Annotated in this window: 18 protein-coding genes and 1 riboswitch; of the genes, 10 read left to right on the top strand and 8 right to left on the bottom strand. The window is 69.2% G+C overall.

The features are described from left to right. Positions 1–31 precede the first annotated feature (31 nt). A riboswitch (ZMP/ZTP riboswitch) is annotated at positions 32–112 on the top strand. 17 nt (positions 113–129) lie between these two features. Beyond that, complete coding sequence (locus ACFDTH_RS13360; protein WP_375288034.1) at positions 130–819, top strand: DJ-1/PfpI family protein; 690 nt, start codon at positions 130–132, stop codon at positions 817–819. Here ACFDTH_RS13360 and ACFDTH_RS13365 read toward each other — a convergent pair. Further along, on the bottom strand, positions 806–1,435 hold the full coding sequence (locus tag ACFDTH_RS13365) for a DedA family protein (protein WP_375288035.1): 630 nt from the start codon (positions 1,433–1,435) through the stop codon (positions 806–808). The genes ACFDTH_RS13360 and ACFDTH_RS13365 overlap by 14 nt on opposite strands. 62 nt (positions 1,436–1,497) lie before the next feature. Between ACFDTH_RS13365 and ACFDTH_RS13370 the strand changes: the two genes are divergently transcribed. Further along, positions 1,498–2,193 carry an NRDE family protein gene (locus ACFDTH_RS13370; protein ID WP_375288036.1) on the top strand — a complete coding sequence of 232 codons (696 nt, stop codon included), beginning with the start codon at positions 1,498–1,500 and terminating at the stop codon, positions 2,191–2,193. On the opposite strand, the gene ACFDTH_RS13375 is transcribed toward ACFDTH_RS13370, so the two are convergent. The 4 genes from ACFDTH_RS13375 to ACFDTH_RS13390 form a co-directional block, all read right to left on the bottom strand. Beyond that, entirely contained in the window at positions 2,194–2,799 is a 606-nt protein-coding gene (locus ACFDTH_RS13375) for a L,D-transpeptidase family protein (RefSeq protein ID WP_375288037.1), read from the bottom strand. It abuts the gene before it with no gap. Positions 2,800–2,891: 92 nt separating this feature from the next. Beyond that, positions 2,892–3,836 (bottom strand): aldo/keto reductase, encoded by a 945-nt coding sequence (locus ACFDTH_RS13380; RefSeq protein ID WP_375288038.1) that lies wholly within the window; start codon positions 3,834–3,836, stop codon positions 2,892–2,894. After that, positions 3,833–3,985 carry a hypothetical protein gene (locus ACFDTH_RS13385; RefSeq protein ID WP_375288039.1) on the bottom strand — a complete coding sequence of 51 codons (153 nt, stop codon included), beginning with the start codon at positions 3,983–3,985 and terminating at the stop codon, positions 3,833–3,835. The genes ACFDTH_RS13380 and ACFDTH_RS13385 overlap by 4 nt, the downstream gene beginning before the upstream one ends. 36 nt (positions 3,986–4,021) lie before the next feature. Beyond that, a complete protein-coding gene (locus tag ACFDTH_RS13390; RefSeq protein ID WP_375288040.1) occupies positions 4,022–4,342 on the bottom strand; it encodes a hypothetical protein in 321 nt (106 codons plus the stop codon). Between the two features lie 114 nt (positions 4,343–4,456). Here ACFDTH_RS13390 and ACFDTH_RS13395 point away from each other — a divergent pair, with 114 nt between their 5' ends. The 5 genes from ACFDTH_RS13395 (at position 4,457) to ACFDTH_RS13415 (ending at position 12,052) form a co-directional block, all read left to right on the top strand. Further along, positions 4,457–5,410: an ArsR/SmtB family transcription factor gene (locus ACFDTH_RS13395; protein ID WP_375288041.1), complete on the top strand. Its 954-nt coding sequence runs from the start codon at positions 4,457–4,459 to the stop codon at positions 5,408–5,410. Then, on the top strand, positions 5,407–6,324 hold the full coding sequence (gene metF, locus ACFDTH_RS13400) for a methylenetetrahydrofolate reductase [NAD(P)H] (RefSeq protein WP_375288042.1): 918 nt from the start codon (positions 5,407–5,409) through the stop codon (positions 6,322–6,324). The genes ACFDTH_RS13395 and metF overlap by 4 nt, the downstream gene beginning before the upstream one ends. A gap of 136 nt (positions 6,325–6,460) precedes the next feature. After that, positions 6,461–7,507: a homocysteine S-methyltransferase family protein gene (locus tag ACFDTH_RS13405; protein WP_375288043.1), complete on the top strand. Its 1,047-nt coding sequence runs from the start codon at positions 6,461–6,463 to the stop codon at positions 7,505–7,507. A gap of 131 nt (positions 7,508–7,638) precedes the next feature. Further along, positions 7,639–10,317, top strand: coding sequence for a methionine synthase (metH, locus tag ACFDTH_RS13410; RefSeq protein ID WP_375288044.1), 2,679 nt, complete (start codon positions 7,639–7,641; stop codon positions 10,315–10,317). 160 nt (positions 10,318–10,477) lie between these two features. After that, positions 10,478–12,052: a M10 family metallopeptidase C-terminal domain-containing protein gene (locus ACFDTH_RS13415; protein ID WP_375288045.1), complete on the top strand. Its 1,575-nt coding sequence runs from the start codon at positions 10,478–10,480 to the stop codon at positions 12,050–12,052. A gap of 109 nt (positions 12,053–12,161) precedes the next feature. Here ACFDTH_RS13415 and ACFDTH_RS13420 read toward each other — a convergent pair whose 3' ends face one another. Then, on the bottom strand, positions 12,162–12,857 hold the full coding sequence (locus ACFDTH_RS13420; RefSeq protein ID WP_375288046.1) for a hypothetical protein: 696 nt from the start codon (positions 12,855–12,857) through the stop codon (positions 12,162–12,164). Positions 12,858–12,860: 3 nt separating this feature from the next. After that, complete coding sequence (gene purD / locus ACFDTH_RS13425; RefSeq protein WP_375288047.1) at positions 12,861–14,141, bottom strand: phosphoribosylamine--glycine ligase; 1,281 nt, start codon at positions 14,139–14,141, stop codon at positions 12,861–12,863. Between purD and xseA the strand changes: the two genes are divergently transcribed. The 3 genes from xseA (at position 14,140) to ACFDTH_RS13440 (ending at position 16,729) form a co-directional block, all read left to right on the top strand. Next, on the top strand, positions 14,140–15,519 hold the full coding sequence (xseA, locus tag ACFDTH_RS13430; RefSeq protein ID WP_375288048.1) for an exodeoxyribonuclease VII large subunit: 1,380 nt from the start codon (positions 14,140–14,142) through the stop codon (positions 15,517–15,519). The genes purD and xseA overlap by 2 nt on opposite strands. 194 nt (positions 15,520–15,713) lie before the next feature. Next, on the top strand, positions 15,714–15,914 hold the full coding sequence (locus ACFDTH_RS13435) for a DUF2093 domain-containing protein (protein ID WP_375288049.1): 201 nt from the start codon (positions 15,714–15,716) through the stop codon (positions 15,912–15,914). Beyond that, on the top strand, positions 15,911–16,729 hold the full coding sequence (locus ACFDTH_RS13440; protein WP_375288050.1) for a M23 family metallopeptidase: 819 nt from the start codon (positions 15,911–15,913) through the stop codon (positions 16,727–16,729). The genes ACFDTH_RS13435 and ACFDTH_RS13440 overlap by 4 nt, the downstream gene beginning before the upstream one ends. Positions 16,730–16,766: 37 nt before the next feature. Here the strand turns inward: ACFDTH_RS13440 and hslU are convergent. Further along, on the bottom strand, positions 16,767–17,827 hold a 1,061-nt coding region (gene hslU, locus ACFDTH_RS13445; RefSeq protein ID WP_375288051.1), incomplete at its 5' end, for an ATP-dependent protease ATPase subunit HslU.

A 17,827-nucleotide genomic window follows, 5' to 3' on the forward strand; every position in this document is an offset into this window, starting at 1 on the left:
CGACAGGCAGGGGAGACGACGCTAGGCTCGCATCGACTCGCGTGACTGGCGCAACCGTGGAGCACCACGAGGGAGCGCGAGCGACCCGAAGCCGCGCGCCTGGGCATCCACCGGTGAAGGAGGTTGTCCATGCATGTCGCCTTTCTGCTGTTCCCGAACGTCACCCAGCTCGACCTGACCGGCCCCGCGCAGGTGCTGTCGCGGCTTGGCGAGGACACCCGTGTCGATCTCGTCTGGAAGACGTGCGACCCGGTGCCCACCGATGCCGGTTTCTCCATCCTGCCGACCGCGGCCTTCGACGAGGTCGAAAGCGCGGACATCCTGTGCGTGCCCGGCGGCATGGGGGTAAACGCCGTCATCGCCGATGACGCGGCGGTCGCCTGGATCGCCCGTGTCGGTGGCTCCGCACAGTGGGTGACCAGCGTGTGCACCGGATCGCTGATCCTGGGCGCGGCTGGGCTGCTCTCCGGCTATCGCGCCGGCTCTCACTGGGCGTGGCGGGACATGCTGCCGCTGTTCGGTGCCGAGCCGGTGGCGGAGCGCGTGGTGGTGGACCGCAACCGCGCGACCGGCGGCGGTGTCACCGCGGGCATCGACTTCGCACTGACGCTCACCGCGCTGATCCGCGGCGAGGCGCATGCCAAGGTGGTGCAGCTGGCGTTCGAATATGATCCCGCCCCGCCCTTTGCGGCCGGCTCTCCCGAGGGCGCCGGCCCCGATCTGGTCGCGGCCTATCGCGCGCGGATGGAGAAGCTCGCGCCCGGACGCGAGGACGAACTGCGCGCGCTGGCCGCGCGGCGGGGCTTCACTTCCGCTTGAGGCCGCGTACGCGGTGCCAGATGTACCAGGCCACCGCCGCGACCAGCACCACGCCGATCAGCAGGTCGGCGCTGTGGAAGAAGGCCTTGAGCCGCGGATCGCTGTTCCACGCATCGCCCAGCTTCATGCCGATCCAGGCGAGCAGCAGGCAGAACGGCCAGCTGCCCACGAACGTATAAACGTGGAAAGGGATCAGCTTCATCCGCGCGACGCCCGCGGGGAAGGCGATGAAGGTGCGGATCACCGGCAGCATCCGGCCGATCAGGATCGCCCAATTGCCCCAGCGATTGAAGAACCGGTCGGCAAGGTCGAGCTCGGCCGGGCCGACCAGCACGTAGCGACCGAACCGCTCCGCCATCGGCCGTCCGCCGCGTCGGCCGATCTCATAGGCGACGATCGAGCCCAGGTTGCAGCCCAGAGCGCCGGCGGTGGCGGCGAGGAACAGGTTCATCTCGCCGGTGGAGACCAGATAGCCTGCGAAGGGCATGATGATCTCGGACGGGAGCGGGATGCAGGCGCTCTCGATCGCCATCAGCAATACTACGCCGCCATAGCCACCCCAACGGATGACGGAGATCGCGAACAGGGTGAGCGCGCCGAGCAGCTTTTCGACCATGCCACTCCCTTGCTGCATCGCCGCGCGTGAGGGAAGGGGCGGCGGAAGATAGGGAGGCGTCGATGTGCGTGTTGGCATTCGCCTGGGATCATCCGAACTGGCGGCTGGTGGTCGCGGGCAATCGCGACGAATTCCATGCACGGCCCTCGGCACCGCTGGCGGAATGGAGCGACGCGCCGGGCTTGATGGCGGGGCGCGATCTCGTCTCGGGCGGAACCTGGCTAGGCCTGCACCGAGGCGGACGCTTCGCGGTGGTGACCAACGTGCGCGGCCAGCCACCGCGACCCGACGCACGCTCGCGCGGCGATCTGGTCGCCGCGGCGCTCACGGGGGCGCCGCTGCCGGTGGACCTGGACGCTTTCAACGGCTTCAACCTGATTGTCGTCGATGGGGATGGCGCGCGCTTCGTCACCAACCGGCCGCGTGCGGGCGCGCGGCCGCTGGCGCCCGCGGTCTACGGCCTCGCCAATGCCGGTCTCGACGAATCCTGGCCCAAGACGGTGCGACTGAAGACGGTGCTGGCGGATTGGCTCGCTGGGGCGGACGAACCGGAGGCGCTGTTCGACGGACTGGCGGAGGAGGTGCCTGAGGATCACGGCCTCGCGTCGATCTTCATCCGCAATCCGGTGTACGGCACACGGTGCAGTACGATCGTCGCGGTCGGGCAAGATGGCGGCGGGATCATCGCCGAGCGGCGGTTCGACAGCGAGGGGGCGATCTCCGGCGAGACGCGGATCGACTTCGAATGGCCGATCTGATCAGGCCGCGGGGATCGGCTTGCCCGCCTGGAGCACTTCGCCGCGCGTGACGATCACGCGATCGCCCAGCTTCGCCACGCCGAACAGCTTCCTGGCGAAGGACAGGGGCACGCCGATGCAGCCGTGGGTCATATAGCCATCCTGCACGTCGCTGGCGTGGATGGCGACGCCGTCGTTGGTCAGGCGCAGCATGTAGGGCATCGGCGCGTGATAGATGTTGGAGACGTGGTCGGCGTCCTTCTGGGTGATCGGATAGATGCCGAGCGGGGTCGGCTTGGCATCCGCGCCGTAGAGGATCGCCGCCGCGCCGATCTCATAGCCGCCGCGGAACACCGACAGCACCTGCGCGGCGAGATCCACGGTGATGATCAGCTCGCCCGGCGGCACGCCGGCATCGTCCCAATGATGGTCGCCGATCTTCATCGGCCCGTCGATCGGCAGCACGCGCCTGATGACGTAGGGGGAGGCGGCGGGCTCTGCGCTGACGCTCGCCACCGGAGCGGCGTGCTTCGGGGCGGGCCGTGGCGGCGGCACCTCCTGCGACGCCAGCACCTGCGGGCCGGTGTCGCGATGGACATAGCCGGAAGCGGCGACAGTCGCGGCCATCGCGATCGCTCCTGCGGTGGCCAGTCCGCCAAGCCTCATCGTGCCGCGCGCTCCATCGCTGCGCAGGTTAAGCGAAGAAGGTTAACGCCCGCTTAGGCCCCGGCGTTGGTGAGGCGGTCGAGCTGGTCGGGCGAAAGCTCCAGCGTCATCGCCGGTAGCAGGTCTTCCAGCTGCTTCGTCGAGGTCGCGCTGGCGATCGGTGCGGTGACGCCGGGTTGGGCGAGCAGCCAGGCTAGCGCGATCTGGGGCAGCGTGGCGCCGGTCTCCTCCGCCACCTGGTCGATCGCGTCGAGCACCGGCCGCTTGGTGTCGAGCAGGTTGCCCATTCGCCCGCCGCGTACACTCTGGCCGAGATCGTCGCGACTGCGGTACTTGCCCGTCAGAAAGCCGCCGGCCAGGCCATAATAGGGCAGCACGCCGATGTTCCACTCGACGCAATAGTCCTGGAGCTCGCCCTCGAACTTGTGGCGGCTGACGAGATTATATTCGGGCTGGAGCACTTCGAAGCGCGGCCAGCCGTTGGCGCGCGCGATCTCCACCGCGGACTTGAGGCGGGCGGCGTGGAAGTTGGAGGCGCCCAGCACCGCCACCTTGCCTTGGTCGTGCAGCCGGGCGAACGCCTCCAGATAGGCCTCCTGCGGCACCGCCTCGTCGTCCTGGTGCGCGTAATAGAGGTCGATTCGCTCGATGCCGAGCCGCTTGAGCGACGCCTCGCAGGCGGCGACGATCCGCGACGGTGCCAGCTTCTCGCCGCCCTCGCCCGGCAGCATGCCCACCTTGGTGGCGATCTGCACCCGGTCACGCTTGCCCGACGCGCGCAGCCACTCGCCGATCATCGCCTCCGACTCGCCGCCGCTGTGGCCGTCCGCCCAAGCGGAATACGCGTCGGCGGTGTCGATCATCGTGCCGCCGCCGGCGACAAAGGCGTCGAGCACCGCGAAGCTGGCGGCGCGGTCTGCGGTCCAGTCGAACACGTTGCCGCCCAGTACCAGTGGCGCGATCTTAAGGTCGGAGGCGCCGAGGCGACGCTGAGTCATTCTTCGTCTCCGCTGTCGTCGTACGCGTTGGCGTCGAGCGAGGCCGCGGCCTCGTTCAGCTGCCGGTCCTCCTCGGCGCTGATCGTGCCAGACGATGGCGCGTCGGGCGTGCAGGCGCAGAGGAGCAGGAGGGGGAGGAGGCGTTTCACGCGCGTAAGTTAGCGAACCTCGCGCGTGTGAGAAGATCAGTCCTCGATCGCCTTGCCGGCCTGGCGCAGCGCGCTGCCGGTGGCGTCGGCGGCGTCGTCCGCGGCATTCTCGATCGCGTCGCCCGCACGGTCGGCGGCGGCGCCGGCGCGATCGCCCGCGTTGTCGAGGTTGCGCTCGGCATCACCGAACGCCTCGTCGCTGGCGGCTTCGACATCGCCGGCGGCGTTGGACATGGTGGCGCTGGTGTCGGCGGCGACGGTGTTCGCGGCTTCGGCCGATTCGTCCTGCGCCTTCTGCGAGCAGGCGGGCAGCGCGGCGGCGGCGGCGACGAGCGCGAGGGCGGCAAAGGTCTTCATCGGGTCAGCTCCCAGGTGGTCGATCGGGGCGTAACGCCCGCAGCATCGGCTTGGGTCCGTAACGACCCATTCGATTGACCTCATATAAAGATATCTTTATGTCTTTCAGCGGCCATGACGATCGCGCTCGACATCTTCCGTGCCCTGGCGGACCCGACTAGGCTGCGCATCCTGGCGCTTCTGCGCGCGATGGAGCTGTCGATCGGCGAGCTGGCGCAGGTGCTGGGGCAGAGCCAGCCGCGCGTCAGCCGCCACGTCAAGATCCTGTGCGATGCGGGCCTTGCCGAGCGGCGCAAGGAAGGCAGCTGGGTGTTTTTGGCGTTGGGCGCGGCGCAGAAGGTGGCGCCGGTCGCCGCCGCGCTGGACGCCTGGGCCGCCGAGGAGCCCGATCGCTGGGCGATCGCCGACATCGCCCGCCTTGCCGCGGTGCGCGCCGACCGTGCCGCCAGCGCTGCCGCCTGGTTCGAGACGCACGCGGGCGAGTGGGACGCGATCCGCTCGTTGCACGTCGCCGACAGCGAGGTGGAGGCGAGCATGCGCGCGGTGCTGGGCGACACGCCGGTGGAGCGGCTGGTCGACATCGGCACCGGCACCGGCCGCGTGCTGGAGCTGTTCGGGTGGCAGGCCAAGGCGGCGCTGGGGATCGACCGCAGCTCCGAGATGCTGCGGCTCGCCCGCGCCAAATTGTCCGAGGCCGGGCTGAGCCATGCCGAGTTGCGCCAGGCGGACCTGTACGCGCTGCCGCTGGACGACGGCGAGGCCGATCTGGCGGTGCTGCACCACGTCCTCCATTACGCCCAGCAGCCCGGCGCGGCGATCGCGGAGGCGGCGCGGGTGCTGCGTGGGGGCGGGCGGCTGCTGATCGCCGATTTCGCCCCGCACGACCGCGAGGAATTGCGCAGCCGCGACGCGCATACCCGGCTGGGCTTCTCCGATGCGCAGATCGCGGGCTGGTTCGAGGTGGCGGGGTTGATGCCGGCACGGATCGAGACGCTGGAGGGCGGCGAACTGACGGTGAAATTGTGGTTGGGCCGGAAAGCGGCCGCGCGTGAGGTGAAGGCGGCATGACGGACGTGTTGGCGCGATCGGACGAGCCGACGCTGGCTTATGGAGCGCCGCTCTACGCCGATGTCGGTGGCGATCTGGCGGTGAGTTTCGAGTTCTTCCCGCCCAAGACGGCGAAGATGGAAGAGACCTTATGGCAGTCGGTGGCGACGCTGGCGCCGCTCGGCCCCCGCTTCGTTTCGGTCACCTATGGTGCGGGCGGCACCACGCGGGAGCGCACCCATGCCACCGTGGCGCGGATCGCGCGGGAGACCGCGATCCCGGCGGCGGCGCACCTCACCTGCGTGGAAGCGACGCGCGACGAGATCGATGCGGTCGCCGATGCCTATTGGGACGCCGGCGTGCGCCACATCGTCGCCCTGCGCGGCGACATGCCCGAGGGGGCGCCCTATGCGCCGCATCCGGGCGGCTATGAGAATGCCGCCGCGCTGGTGGCGGGGCTGCGCGCGCGGCACCCGTTCGAGATCTCGGTCTCGGCCTATCCCGAATGCCACCCGGACTCGGCCGATGCGACGGCCGATCTCGACAATCTGAAGCGCAAGATCGACGCCGGGGCGACGCGCGCGATCACCCAGTTCTTCTTCGAGGCGGACACCTTCCTCCGGTATCGCGACGCGGTGGCCGCGGCGGGAATCAATGCCGAGATCGTGCCGGGGATCATGCCGGTGATGAACTTCGCCGCGGTGCAGCGGATGAGCGCGATGTGCGGCACGGCGGTGCCGGCGTGGATGGGACGGCTGTTCGACGGGCTGGACGACAAGCCGGAGGCGCGCCAGCTCGTCTCCGCGACGCTGGCGGCCGAGCTGTGCCGCAAGCTTTATGCGGGCGGGGTGAAGGAATTCCACTTCTATACGCTCAATCGCGCGGAACTGAGCTTCGCGATCTGCCACCTGCTGGGGGTGCGGGCGAACACCTGATCCTCCCCGCCTGCGGGGAGGGGGACCAGCGAAGCTGGTGGAGGGGGCTCTCCACCGGCGATACGGAATGAGGAGAGCCCCCTCCGTCGCGCTGCGCGCGCCACCTCCCCGTGAACGGGGAGGATTGGAGTTCGACATGACCGCAAGAGACCGTTTCAACGCCGAGGCCGGCAAGCGCATCCTGATCACCGACGGGGCGTTCGGCACCGAGATCCAGAACTGGAAGCTGGACGAGGCGGCCTATGCCGGATCACTAGGCCTCTCCCACGACCAGAAGGGCAACAACGACATCTTGGCTCTGACCAAGCCCGAGGTGCCCGCCAGCATCCATCGCGCCTATTTCGCGGCGGGGGCGGACATCGCCGAGACCAACACGTTCAGCGCCAACCGGATCAGCCAGGCCGACTACGGCGCCGAGCATCTGGTCCGCGAGATCAACGTGGAGAGCGCCCGGCTGGCGCGTAGCATCGCCGACGAGTTCGAGGCGAAGGATGGCCGTCCACGCTTCGTCGCGGGGGCGATCGGGCCGACCAACAAGACGCTGTCGCTGTCGCCCGACGTCAACGATCCGGGCTATCGCGAGATCGACTTCGATTACCTGAAGGACGTATATCGCGAGCAGATCGATGCGCTGGTCGAGGGCGGGATCGACTTCGTGCTGATCGAGACGGTGTTCGACACGCTCAACGCCAAGGCCGGGATCATGGCGGCGATCGAGGCGGGCGTGGACCTTGGGCGCGACCTGCCGATCATGCTGTCGATGACGTTGACAGACCTTTCGGGGCGGAACCTCTCGGGGCACACTGTCGAGGCCTTCTGGCATGCGGTGCGCCATGCACGGCCGCTGACCATCGGGCTGAACTGCTCGTTCGGCGCGGAGCAACTCCGCCCGCATGTGAAGACGCTGAGCGAGATCTGCGACACGCTGATCATGGTCTATCCCAATGCCGGCCTGCCCAACGAGCTGGGTGCCTATGACGAGGCGCCGGCGACCACCGCCGGGCTGGTCGGCGAATGGGCCGAGGCGGGGCAGGTGAACGTGCTGGGCGGCTGCTGCGGATCGACCCCGGCGCATATCGCCGCGATCGCCGAGGGCGTCCGCGGCCTGCCGCCGCGCGCCGTGCCGGTGCCGCCGGTGCGCACGCGGCTGGCGGGACTGGAGCCGTTCACGATGGCGGCCTAGTTTTATCCTCCCCTTTAAGGGGAGGTGGCAGCGCGAAGCGCTGACGGAGGGGTGTTCCCCCTCTCGAGAGCGCGACACCCCTCCGGCGCTTCGCGCCACCTCCCCTTACAGGGGAGGATGAGAAGGTTCAGATGACTACCCAATCCTCCTCCACCCAGTTCGTCAACATCGGTGAGCGCACCAACGTCACCGGATCGGCGGCGTTCAAGAAGCTGATCATGGCGGGGGATTATGTCCGCGCCGTCGAGGTCGCGCGCAGCCAGGTGGAGAATGGCGCGCAGGTGATCGACGTCAACATGGACGAGGGCCTGCTCGACGCGGTCGAGGCGATGACGACGTTCCTGAAGCTGATCGCCGCCGAGCCCGACATCGCGCGCGTGCCGGTGATGATCGACAGCTCCAAGTGGGAGGTGATCGAGGCGGGGCTCAAGTGCGTCTCCGGCAAGCCGATCGTCAACTCGATCAGCATGAAGGAAGGGGAAGAGAAGTTCCTCGCCGAGGCGCGCCGCTGCATGGCCTATGGTGCCGCGGTGGTGGTGATGGCGTTCGACGAAGTCGGCCAGGCGGATACGCAGGCACGCAAGATCGAGATCTGCGAGCGTGCCTACAAATTGCTCACCGGCATCGGCTTTCCGCCCGAGGACATCATCTTCGACGCCAACGTGTTCGCGGTGGCGACCGGGATCGAGGAGCACAACAATTACGGCGTCGACTTCATCAAGGCGGTGAAGGAGATCAAGGCGCGCTGCCCGCACGTCCATTTCTCGGGCGGGCTCTCAAACCTCAGCTTCAGCTTCCGCGGCAACGAGCCGGTGCGCCGGGCGATGCACTCGGTGTTCCTCTATCATGCCATCCCCGCCGGGCTGGACATGGCGATCGTCAACGCCGGGCAGCTCGACGTCTACGACACGATCGACCCGGAGCTGAGGACCGCTTGCGAGGACGTGATCCTCAACCGCGATCCCGAGGCGGGCGAGCGACTGGTGGCGCTCGCCGAGAAGTTCCGCGGCACCGATGCGGTGGCGGAGAAGGCGGCGGCGGAATGGCGCGGGTTCGAGGTGCGCAAGCGGCTGGAATATGCGCTGGTCAAGGGCATCGACGCGCACGTCGTCGAGGATACCGAGGAGATGCGCCTCGCCATGGATCGCCCGATCGAGGTGATCGAGGGGCCGCTGATGGACGGGATGAACGTGGTCGGCGACCTGTTCGGATCGGGCAAGATGTTCCTGCCGCAGGTGGTGAAATCCGCGCGCGTGATGAAGAAGGCGGTCGCGCACCTGCTGCCCTTCATCGAGGCGGCGAAGGAGCCCGGGGCCAAGGGCAAAGGGCGCGTGGTGATGGCGACGGTGAAGGGCGACGTCCACGATATCGGCAAGAACATCGTCGGCGTCGTGCTCCAGTGCAACGGCTTCGAGGTGGTCGACCTGGGCGTGATGGTGCCCTGGGCAAAGATCCTGGAAGCGGCCAACGAGAATGACGCCGACATGATCGGCCTTTCCGGCCTGATCACCCCCTCGCTGGACGAGATGGTGACGGTGGCGGAGGAGATGCAGCGCTCGCGCATGACGATGCCGCTGCTGATCGGCGGGGCGACGACATCGAAGGTCCATACCGCCTTGCGCATCGCGCCCGCCTATGAGGGGCCGGTGGTGCACGTGCTCGACGCGAGCCGCGCGGTGGGTGTGGCGACGACGCTCGTCTCCGAGACGATCCGCGACGATTTCGTGACCAAGACCGCGGACGATTATGCCGCGGTGCGCGCGGCGCGCGAGGGCAAGGGCGCGAACGCGCTGCTGCCGATCGACAAGGCGCGCGAGAATGGCTTTGCGGCGGACTTCGCGCTCAAGCCGCCCGCGCCGGCGAAGCCCGGCGTGCATGTCTTCGACGACTGGGACCTCGCCGATCTCGCCGAGTATATCGACTGGACGCCGTTCTTCCGCGCCTGGGAGCTGGCGGGCAACTTCCCCGCGATCCTCGACGACAAGGTGGTGGGGGAGAGCGCACGGTCGCTCTACGCCGATGCGCGCGCGATGCTGGACCGGATCATCGGCGAGAAGTGGCTTACCGCCCGGGGCGTCGCCGGGCTGTGGCCGTGCCATCGCTCGGGCGACGATATCTGGGTGCAGACGCGCCATTCGGAGGATCATCGCAGCCCCGACGGCGCCAGCGTGCCCGAGGGATTCCACGTCCCCGATCTCGACCGTCGCAACGAGGCGAGCGTGCGGCTGCCGATGCTGCGCCAGCAGATCGCCAAGCGCGAGGGGCGGGCGAACATGTGCCTGGCGGACTTCATCGATCCCGCCGGCGACTGGTTCGGCGGCTTCGCGGTGTCGATCCACGGCATCGAGCCGCATCTGGCGCGGTTCAAGGCCGACAATGACGATTACAACGACATCCTGCTGAAGGCGCTGGCCGACCGGCTGGCCGAGGCGTTCGCCGAGGCGCTGCACCGCCACGTCCGCACCGACCTGTGGGGCTATGCCGCCGGCGAGCAGCTGACCAACGAGGCGCTGATCCGGGAGGAGTATCGCGGTATTCGGCCGGCCCCGGGCTATCCCGCCTGCCCGGAGCATAGCCTCAAGACCGTGTTGTTCGGGATGCTCGATGCGGAGCGGACCACCGGCGCGGTGCTGACCGAGAGCTTCGCGATGCTGCCCACCGCGGCGGTGAGCGGCTTCTACTTCGGCCACCCGCAGGCCGAGTATTTCGGCGTGGCGCGGATCGGCGAGGACCAGGTGGCGGACTATGCGACGCGGCGCGGCGTGGACCTCGACGTGGCGAAGCGCTGGCTGCGGCCGAACCTCGACTGATCGAAAAGCGTTATACACCATCGACGTGGCTTGCTGTGATTGCGCTCACGGGACCAATTTCGCAACAATCGTGCGATCATGCGGGAATCCGGCTTGCGCTGGGAGCGCTACCAGGTAGTTTCACTTGTGACGGCATCGTGCCGCACAAGGGGAGTCGCCCATGGCAAAGTCGTATCGAGACAATCCGACCGACCTCTCGTTCCTGGCCGATGCGGTCGCGGCCGCACGTGCGCGGCCGGTGGTGCTCCGCTTCGACGAGAGCGTAGCCTTTGAGCGCTACCAGTTGTTCGGCACTGCCGACCGGATCGTGCTGGGCACCGGCCATGACGAGGCGGTGCCGGTAGACCACATCTACTTCTTCGAGCTCAACAACGGCGAGTTCTCGTTCAACACGCCGCAGCTGGTCATAGATGCACGCGAGCTGTCCGGTGTGTTCGCCCCGGAACAGAACCTGTTCGGGGAGATCGTGTACGTCGGCACGCAGACCGTGACGGCCTATTCGGTAAAATTCCTCGGCGGGGGAAGTTCGGATCGCTTCGCGTCGGGGATCGGCAGCGATACGCTTCATCTCGCGGGCGGCGATGACTACGCTTCCATCGGCACCGGTGACGACAGGGTATTCGGCGGTGCCGGCGACGATTATGTCGACAGCACGGCAGGCGGCTTCAACGCCCGCGACACCTTCCATGGCGGCGCCGGGCTCGACCAGCTGACCTTCTACAACCAGAACCTGGCCGATGCGGACTTCGCCAACATGCGTTCGGTAGAGGTCCTTGGTCCCTCCGGACCGAGCAACGTGGAACTCGACCGCCTGGCGCAACGCGCGGGCATTCAGACGTTGTTCGTCGATTCCTACAACGTCCACGAGATCACCGTTGGCGCCGGTTTCACCGGCCCGCTGACGATCAACCACCTGGGCGCGGTCGGCCCGGTGATGATGCTCGATGCGTCCGAATCGAGCGCGACGATCACGCTCTACGCCGGCTATGATTCGACCGCGGGTTCGCCAACCTATGCCGGCGGGACCGGGGGCGCCGACACGATCTACATCAGCAACGGCTTCATCTACCCCGGCTCGCCGCCCCATGGCGGCAACCTGTCCAACGTGACCGGGTTCGAGCACGTCGTGGTCGAGGACCTGGGCGGCGATTCGGGTGCCTATCTGATGCTGGACACTGCCGAAGCCGAGATCGCCGCGGCGTTCCAGAGCATCGACGCCTCTGGCCTGGGCGCGACCAAGCCGTTCGAGCTGTTCGCGGGCAAGGCGAGCGCGGACCTCCACGTCACCGCCGGCGCTGGCGCCGACATGCTGCGCGGGGGCACCGGCGACGACTGGCTGGACGGCGGCGCGGGGGCCGACATGATGAACGGCCGCGGCGGAAGCGACGTGTTCCTCTACGATGCGGTGTCCGACAGCAGCGGCGACGCGGTCGACGAGATCAGGGCGTTCAGCCGGGCCGACACCATCGACGTCACCGGCCTGACCGATCCTGCGCTCGCCGGCCAGGCGATCGCCTTCTTCGGCAACCAGGCGAGCGGCGGGGGCGCCGACGGGGCGTTCGCGGACACCGCCGGCAATGGCATGCTCGACGCGGTGTTCCGCACCGACACCCAGTTGCTGTGGTTCGACACCGACGACAACGGCCTGCTGGAAGCGGGCGACCTGCACATGATGCTGACGGGCGTGACCGGGCTGCGGGGCGCGGACGTGCTGGCAGGAGAGGTGATCGGCTGAGGACCGGCCCCGACGCGGGAGCAAGTCCCGCGTCGTCGGACGGCGCCGTGGCGCCGCCGGCCGGGCCGGCTGTTCCGCCGGAGCTGCGCTCGGCGGATCGCGCGTCGCGCTACAGCCGGCCGAACACCGCTTCGAAGCCCTTGTCGTCGCCGGCGGCGAGGAAGCGGGCCTGTTCGAGCCAGCGGTCGCGCGCCATGCGGCCGGTGAAGGGCCCGAGGCGGGCGTCCAGCGCCTCGGCCTGATCGTCGCTGAGGGCGGCCAGATCGCCGACGGTGGCGACGCCTTGTTCGCCGAGCCGCGCCGCCACCTTGGGGCCGAGGCCCTTGATGATTGTCACCGGGCGTTCGGCGGGCGAGGGTTCGGCGGGCGCGGGCGCCACCGCCTCGCTGGCGGGGGAAGCGTCGAGCGGCGCAGCCGCGGCGATCGGCTCGTCGGCGAGGCTGGGCGTGGCGGCGGGCGGGCCGGCGACTGGCGCGTCGTCGAGCGGCGGCGGCGCCGGCGCGACGGGCGACGGGGCTGGGGTGGCGACCGATGTTTTCACCTCGGGTGCAGCGGGCGAGAGGCTGTAGGCTGCTGGCGTTGGCGCCGGCTCCGGCGTCGGCGAAACCGCCGTCGGGGCAGCCGCCTCGATCCGCTCCTCCTCCATCTGCCGCGCGTGCGTCCGCTCGCGGCGCAGGCGCGCGCCGCGCATAATCGCGAGCAGGGTGACGATCGCCAGCAGCGCGATGATCACCAATGTCACCGTGGTGGCGGTGCCCCATTCGAAGGGCGTGGTGGGCGCAGGCGTGGTGGGCTGCTGCTGCATCGATCAGTCCTTCTTCTCGCGCTCCACCGCGCGCCAGCCAATGTCCCGGCGCACGAAGCCGGTGGGGAAGTCGATCGCGTCGACCGCGGCATAGGCCGCGGTCTGCGCGTCGGCGACGCGCGCGCCGGTGGCCGTCACCGCCAGCACGCGCCCGCCAGACGCCACAAGCGCGTCGCCCTCCATCCGGGTTCCCGCCTGGAAGACGATTGCACCATCGGCCTCGGCCGCATCCAAGTTCTTGATTTCGCCGCCGGTCTCCGGCGTGCCCGGATAGCCTCGCGCCGCCATCACCACCGTCAATGCAACCGCCTCGGCGAAATTGGGGGCGGGCAGATCGGCCAGCCGGCCTTCCGCCACCGCCAGCAGCGTTTCGAGCAGGTCGCCCTCGAACCGCGCCATCAGCACCTGGCATTCGGGATCGCCGAAGCGGACATTATATTCGATCAGCTTGGGGCCGTGGGCGGTGAGCATCAACCCGGCGTAAAGCACGCCCGTGTAAGGCGTGCCCGAGGCGGCGAGCGCGTCGATGGTCGGCCGCACGATCTCGCCCAGCGCACGCCCCTCCAGATCAGCGGTGAGCGCGCCGGCGGGGCTGTAGGCGCCCATGCCGCCGGTGTTGGGCCCGGTATCGCCCTCGCCGACGCGCTTGTGGTCCTGCGCGCTGCCGAAGGCGGCGACGCTGGTGCCGTCCGACAGCACGAACAGGCTCGCCTCCTCGCCTTCCAGGAACTCCTCGATCACCGCCTGGACAGGACCACCGGTGAACAGGTCCGCGATCGCCGCCTCCGCCTCGGCGCGGTTCATCGCCACGGTGACACCCTTGCCGGCGGCGAGCCCGTCCGCCTTGATCACGCAGCGGACGTCGCCTTCGACGATGAAATCCTCCAGGCAGGCCAGCGCGCCATCCTTCGACGTGACCTTGAAATAGCGGGCGGTAGGGATGCCGACGCGCGCGCACAGGTCCTTGGTGAAGCCCTTCGAGCCTTCCAGCTTCGCCGCCTCGCGCCCCGGCCCGAACACCGGCACGCCGATCGCGCGGACATTGTCCGCCAGGCCGTCGACCAAAGGCTGCTCGGGCCCGATCACCACCAGCCCGATCTGGTTACGCCGCACGAAGTCGATCACCGCGCGGTGGTCCGCCGGATCGAGCGGGGGGATGGTGGCATGTCGGGCGATGCCGGGGTTGCCGGGGGCGGCATAGAGCGTATCTAGACCGCTCGACTGTGCGAGCTTCCACGCGAGAGCATGCTCGCGCCCGCCCGCGCCGATCAGCAGGACGTTCATGTCAGACCCCTTTTACGATACGCCAGCCCGGCTGGTAGCGGACCCGGCGCCGGGCGACAACGCGCTGGCCCTTTCGGTCGGCGAGCTCTCCCAGAAGCTCAAGCGGATGGTGGAGGGCGAGTTCGGCCATGTCCGCCTGCGTGGCGAGATCAGCGGCTACAAACGCGTGGCCTCCGGCCACGCCTATCTGTGCCTCAAGGACGAGAGCGCGGTGATCGACGGCGTGATCTGGAAGGGGCAGGCGAATTTGATCGCCTTCCGGCCCGAGGACGGCGTGGAGGTGGTCGCGACGGGTCGGCTGACCACCTATCCGGGCCGGTCGAAATACCAGATCGTGATCGAGCGGATGGAACTGGCCGGCGCCGGCGCGCTGATGGCGCTGCTGGAGAAGCGCCGCGCTGCCTTCGCTGCCGAAGGGCTGTTCGATGCGGAGCGCAAGCGCGCGCTGCCCTTCCTTCCCGCGCGGATCGGCGTGGTGACCTCGCCCACCGGCGCGGTGATCCGCGACATCCTGCACCGGCTGGCGGATCGCTGCCCCAGCCATGTGCTGGTGTGGCCGGTAAAGGTGCAGGGCGAGGGTGCTGCCGAGGAAGTGGCGGCGGCGGTGCGCGGCTTCTCCGCGATGCCGGAGGGCGAGCGGCCCGACCTGGTGATCGTCGCGCGCGGCGGCGGTTCAATCGAGGATCTGTGGGCGTTCAACGAGGAAGTGGTGGTGCGCGCGGTCGCCGCATCCGCCATCCCGACGATCAGCGCGGTGGGGCACGAGACCGACACCACGCTCTGCGACCATGCCGCCGACCGGCGCGCGCCGACGCCGACCGCGGCGGCGGAGATGGCGGTGCCGGTGCTTGCGGAGCTGCGGCTCACGCTCGGCGGGCACGGCCAACGGATCGAGCGGTGCGCGCGCCGCTATGTCGAGCGCGGGCGCGAGCGGCTGACCGCCTGTGCGCGGCTGCTGCCGACCCGCGACCGGCTGCTCGGGCCGCAGCGCCAGCGGGTCGACGAGGCGGGCGCGCGGATCGATCGCGGGCTGGAGCGGCGCGTGGCGGAGGCGCGGCGGCGGCTCGACCGCGATGCCGGCGCGCTGCGGCCGGCCCTGCTCCAGCGCCAGCTGGACGGCGCGCGGCAGCGGCTCGCCGATCTCAGTCGGCTGCTGGAGACGGTGAACCCCGATGCGATCCTGGAGCGCGGCTATGCGCGGGTGACTTCGCGTGACGGACAGACGCTGTCGAACGCGGCGGCGGTGCGGGGCGCGGGCGCGGTGACGCTGCGGTTCCGGGATGGCACGGTTGATGCCAGGGTGGGGGACGCCAAGGTTGAGCGCGGCGGCGCGCGGGCCTATTCTGAGGGGAAACCCGCCCAGCCGACGTTGTTCTAAGAAACTTCCGTTGGTTCTGAGGAGCCGCTGACCCCGTCGAAGCGGCGTCTCGAAGGAGCGCCAGGTCGGATCGTCCCCCCGGACGATCCTGAACATGCCGGGGGCATGTTTACCTGGCACTGGTTCGAGACGAGCCTTCGCCTTCGCTCAGTCTCTCCTCACCACGAACGGGGTGTGATAGGAAGCCAGATCAAATGCTCATGTCCAAGTCCGACCGCCCGGCGCGGCTCCACTACGGCCCCAACGGCTTCCGGGTGCTGAGCGGCGGTGATTTCGTGACCTGCGCGGTCTCCGGCGCGCGTATCCCGCTTGATTCGCTTCGCTATTGGGACGTGGTGAAGCAGGTGCCCTTCGCCAGCGCGCAGATCGCGTCGGAAGCGTTGCGCCCGCGGTGAGGGCACTCGCGCTGCTGATCGTGGCGCTGGCGAGCGCGGCCGCGCCGGCGCAGGTCCGCCCGGCGCCGGTCACCGCGTCGCTGGTGCTGGAGGGCGGCGCACGGCAGGGCGGGACGATTCTTGGCCGCACCGCGCCGGGCGCCGTGCTGACGCTGGACGGCACCCGCGTGCCGGTGGCGCCGGACGGGCGCTTTCTGATCGCCTTCGACCGCGATGCGGCGCCGAGCGCCGTTCTGGCGGTAGCCGGTGGTGAAACGCGGACGCTCTCGGTCGCGCCCGGCGGCTGGCGGATCGAGAAGATCAACGCGCCGCTGCGTGCGGGCAAGTCCAGCGCGGAGTTCGAGCGGCTGCGCCCGGCCGAGCTTGCCGAGATCAAGACGGCGCGCGCGGTGGACCATGACGTCGACGGCTGGCGGCAGCGGTTCCGCTGGCCGGTGACCGGGCGCCGCTCCGGCCAGTTCGGAGCGCAGCGCGTCTACCAGGGCGTGCCGGGCTCGTTCCACTCGGGCACCGATGTCGCGGTGCCGGCGGGCACGCCGGTGCTCGCGCCCGCCGACGGCGTGGTGGTGCTGGCGACGACGCGGCCGTTCACGCTGGAGGGCAACCTCGTCATCCTCGACCATGGCATGGGGCTGAACAGCGCCTTCCTCCACCTGTCGCGGATCGACGTGGCGGAAGGGCAGACGGTGCGCCAGGGCGAGCCGATCGGCCGCGTCGGCGCGACGGGGCGCGCGACGGGGCCGCACATGCACTGGGGGATGAAGTGGCGCGACGCGCGGATCGATCCGGCGCTGCTGGCCGGGGCGATGGAGTAGGCCTGAACCCCTCCCCTGAAGGGGAGGGGCTTTGCGGTTACAGCACGAAGCGGCTGAGGTCCGTGTTGCGCGCGATGCCGGCCAGCTGCGCCTCCACATAGGCGGCGTCCACCGTCACCGTCTCGCCCTGGCGGTCCTCGGCGGCGAAGCTGACGTCTTCCAGCAGCTTCTCCATCACCGTCTGGAGGCGGCGGGCGCCGATATTCTCGACCTCGGCATTCACCTCGGCGGCGATCTTGGCGACCGCGCGGATGCCCTCCTCGGTCATCTCCACCGTCACGCCCTCGGTGCCGAGCAGCGCCTTATATTGCGTGGTCAGCGACGCCTTGGTGTCGGAGAGGATGGCGACGAAATCGTCCTCGGTCAGGCCCTTGAGCTCGACGCGGATCGGCAGACGGCCCTGGAGCTCGGGCAGCAGGTCCGACGGCTTGGCGACGTGAAAGGCGCCGCTGGCGATGAACAGGATGTGATCCGTCTTCATCGGCCCGTATTTGGTCGAGACGGTGGTGCCCTCGATCAGCGGCAAGAGGTCGCGCTGGACACCCTCGCGGCTGACCGAACCGCCGCGCACGTCGGAGACCGCGATCTTGTCGATCTCGTCAAGGAAGACGATGCCGTTCGCCTCCGCATCCGCCAGCGCGACGCGGCTCACCTCGTCCTGGTCGAGGCGCTTGTCCGCCTCTTCCTCGACCAGTTTGTCCCACGCTTGCGGGACGAGGATCTTGCGGCGCTTGGTCTGATTGCCGCCCATGCCCTTGAGCATGTCGCCCAGGTTGATCATGCCGACCGAGCCGCCGCCGGGCAGCTCGAACGGCATCTGCGGCGCCTGTTGCAGCTCCAGCTCGATCTCGGTGCCCGCGAGATGGCCGTCGTGGAAGCGCTGCTTGAAGCTTTCGCGCGTCGCCTGGCTCGAATCCTTGCCGACCAGCGCATCGAGCAGGCGCGCCATCGCTGCCTCCTCGGCCTTGTCCTTCACCGCGAGGCGGCGGCGTTCCTTCTCCAGCCGGATCGCCTCCTCGACGAGGTCGCGGGCGATCTGCTCGACGTCGCGGCCGACATAGCCGACCTCGGTGAACTTGGTCGCCTCCACCTTCACGA

The organism is Sphingomonas sp. (assembly GCF_042096255.1).
Taxonomy (GTDB): Bacteria; Pseudomonadota; Alphaproteobacteria; order Sphingomonadales; family Sphingomonadaceae; genus Sphingomonas.

Excerpts from the sequence above, each read along its gene's own strand:
- ACFDTH_RS13375 (WP_375288037.1), bottom strand. The coding sequence starts at position 2,799 with ATGGCCGCGACTGTCGCCGCTTCCGGCTATGTCCATCGCGACACCGGC.
- ACFDTH_RS13360 (WP_375288034.1), top strand. The coding sequence starts at position 130 with ATGCATGTCGCCTTTCTGCTGTTCCCGAACGTCACCCAGCTCGACCTG.
- ACFDTH_RS13395 (WP_375288041.1), top strand. The coding sequence starts at position 4,457 with ATGACGATCGCGCTCGACATCTTCCGTGCCCTGGCGGACCCGACTAGG.
- metF (WP_375288042.1), top strand. The coding sequence starts at position 5,407 with ATGACGGACGTGTTGGCGCGATCGGACGAGCCGACGCTGGCTTATGGA.
- ACFDTH_RS13420 (WP_375288046.1), bottom strand. The coding sequence starts at position 12,857 with ATGCAGCAGCAGCCCACCACGCCTGCGCCCACCACGCCCTTCGAATGG.
- xseA (WP_375288048.1), top strand. The coding sequence starts at position 14,140 with ATGTCAGACCCCTTTTACGATACGCCAGCCCGGCTGGTAGCGGACCCG.
- ACFDTH_RS13380 (WP_375288038.1), bottom strand. The coding sequence starts at position 3,836 with ATGACTCAGCGTCGCCTCGGCGCCTCCGACCTTAAGATCGCGCCACTG.
- ACFDTH_RS13370 (WP_375288036.1), top strand. The coding sequence starts at position 1,498 with ATGTGCGTGTTGGCATTCGCCTGGGATCATCCGAACTGGCGGCTGGTG.
- ACFDTH_RS13390 (WP_375288040.1), bottom strand. The coding sequence starts at position 4,342 with ATGAAGACCTTTGCCGCCCTCGCGCTCGTCGCCGCCGCCGCCGCGCTG.
- ACFDTH_RS13405 (WP_375288043.1), top strand. The coding sequence starts at position 6,461 with ATGACCGCAAGAGACCGTTTCAACGCCGAGGCCGGCAAGCGCATCCTG.
- metH (WP_375288044.1), top strand. The coding sequence starts at position 7,639 with ATGACTACCCAATCCTCCTCCACCCAGTTCGTCAACATCGGTGAGCGC.
- purD (WP_375288047.1), bottom strand. The coding sequence starts at position 14,141 with ATGAACGTCCTGCTGATCGGCGCGGGCGGGCGCGAGCATGCTCTCGCG.
- ACFDTH_RS13435 (WP_375288049.1), top strand. The coding sequence starts at position 15,714 with ATGCTCATGTCCAAGTCCGACCGCCCGGCGCGGCTCCACTACGGCCCC.
- ACFDTH_RS13415 (WP_375288045.1), top strand. The coding sequence starts at position 10,478 with ATGGCAAAGTCGTATCGAGACAATCCGACCGACCTCTCGTTCCTGGCC.
- ACFDTH_RS13365 (WP_375288035.1), bottom strand. The coding sequence starts at position 1,435 with ATGGTCGAAAAGCTGCTCGGCGCGCTCACCCTGTTCGCGATCTCCGTC.